The organism is Alkalibacterium sp. MB6, assembly GCF_009935905.1.
Taxonomy (GTDB): Bacteria; Bacillota; Bacilli; order Lactobacillales; family Carnobacteriaceae_A; genus Alkalibacterium.
Genome location: NZ_PREX01000061.1, coordinates 1 through 1,515 on the forward strand (window position 1 = coordinate 1; position 1,515 = coordinate 1,515).

At 41.7% G+C, this 1,515-nt stretch carries 1 protein-coding gene; it reads right to left on the reverse strand.

Annotated elements, in window-relative coordinates; genetic code table 11:
• Positions 1–24: 24 nt before the first annotated feature.
• Positions 25–1,413 (reverse strand): ISLre2 family transposase, encoded by a 1,389-nt coding sequence (locus C3945_RS11655; protein ID WP_161879818.1) that lies wholly within the window; start codon positions 1,411–1,413, stop codon positions 25–27.
• Between the last annotated feature and the right edge of the window lie 102 nt (positions 1,414–1,515).

Here is a 1,515-nt window from a genome sequence, read left to right on the forward strand (position 1 = left end):
GAAAATATTTTTATTCAAGGCAAATCAACTGAACATTTTTGCAAGTACACCTGTGAAACTGGAAGCAGAAGCATAGTTGGTCAATTTGCCTGTTTTCACCCGGAGGGTGTCTGTCTTTGATTTCTTTAGAGCCTCTCGTACTGCACCTTTGAGCTCTTTGCCGAGCGGTTCAAGGTGTTTGTCAACTTCTGATTTGAGCGCAGTATCCAACTCATTATTTCTAACGGCAGTAAGCAGTGCCCCGACATGTTCAGCACCTTTGGTTGTCCAACTTCGTCCCTGACGTTTCATTCGGTAGCTGTAAAAACGATGCCCTGTCTCACATACACCCACGCCTCTGTCGATACTTAAATCTCTTTCGTAAAAACCTCTCACATATGGCCAGTTCCGCTTCAGATAAGCATACAGCTTTCTAATGTCCTCCATTCGGTCAATTGTTACTGATTCAGGTACATCAACTATACGGCTCTCGGCTGTGGCTAAAATTTGTTCCACACGTTTCCAATCATACGCTCTGACCGCTTGCGTCAGCCGATTCATCATAGGCTTATCAAAGCTCAATCTAGTTTTTATTTTTCTGTGAACATGAAATTTATCTCTAAAGTGTTCGTGCCGACGGCACATACCGATAATCGCTTCAAACCGATCAGCTTCATACCCGCTTCCCCCATCACTATTAGAGATCACAATCGACTGTTTTAGATCATATGTCTGATCAAGATAAACCGCAGCCTGTTCGAATGCTTCATGGCTGGATTTAACACTGAAAAAAGCCATTGGTTCAATCAGCTCATGTCGTTTTTTGTCTGCCTTGACGCCCTCATGTACAAGAACACGATGAATAACGGGCTTGTCGCTTTGTCTGCCAGCAATATGCAGACCGTCACCTTCAATAAATACATGGCTCATACGTCTTCGTTTCTCTTTCCTGGACGGACGTTGAGACAGATACGTCTGAACTTTTCCACCAATCTCCTGTGTGATGCTGTGTATAGTAGTATGACTTGCTGAAATGGGTGAGCAGATGCGAAGAGCCTTCTCTGCTTGTCTGAAAGGCATTTGACTGCCCATTTGAGCAATTTTCTTTCGTACGTTCAGAGAATAATGCTTACGCTTTTCAAATCCAAGAGCCTCATCCAACGGCAGAAAGCTTTTTTCTCCCTTTTTTCTCAAACGTCTTCGCTCAAAATGAACTTCACCAAATATAAACTGAATCGTTCGTGACTCAATACGATCGATTCGCCAACCCTTCTCATAATAGGTCGCATACAGTTCTTTATCTAATCTCTGGAAAAGAAGTCTCACAATAAAACTGTCTAAATCCGTAAGCCAAAGGCTTAACGCCATCTCCATATCAATAGAAGTGGAACTGTTCTTCAAAATTTCAATTACTTGTGATAAACTAGGTAACATAAACGAGACCTTTCCTTTCTTTTTGTGTGGTAACTTTAAGATTAAAGGTCTCGTTTCTTTTTGTCCAATTATATCAAATACCGAGGTTTATTTTACACTAAC

Coding starts and splice junctions, on each gene's coding strand:
- C3945_RS11655 (WP_161879818.1), bottom strand. CDS start 1,413: ATGTTACCTAGTTTATCACAAGTAATTGAAATTTTGAAGAACAGTTCC.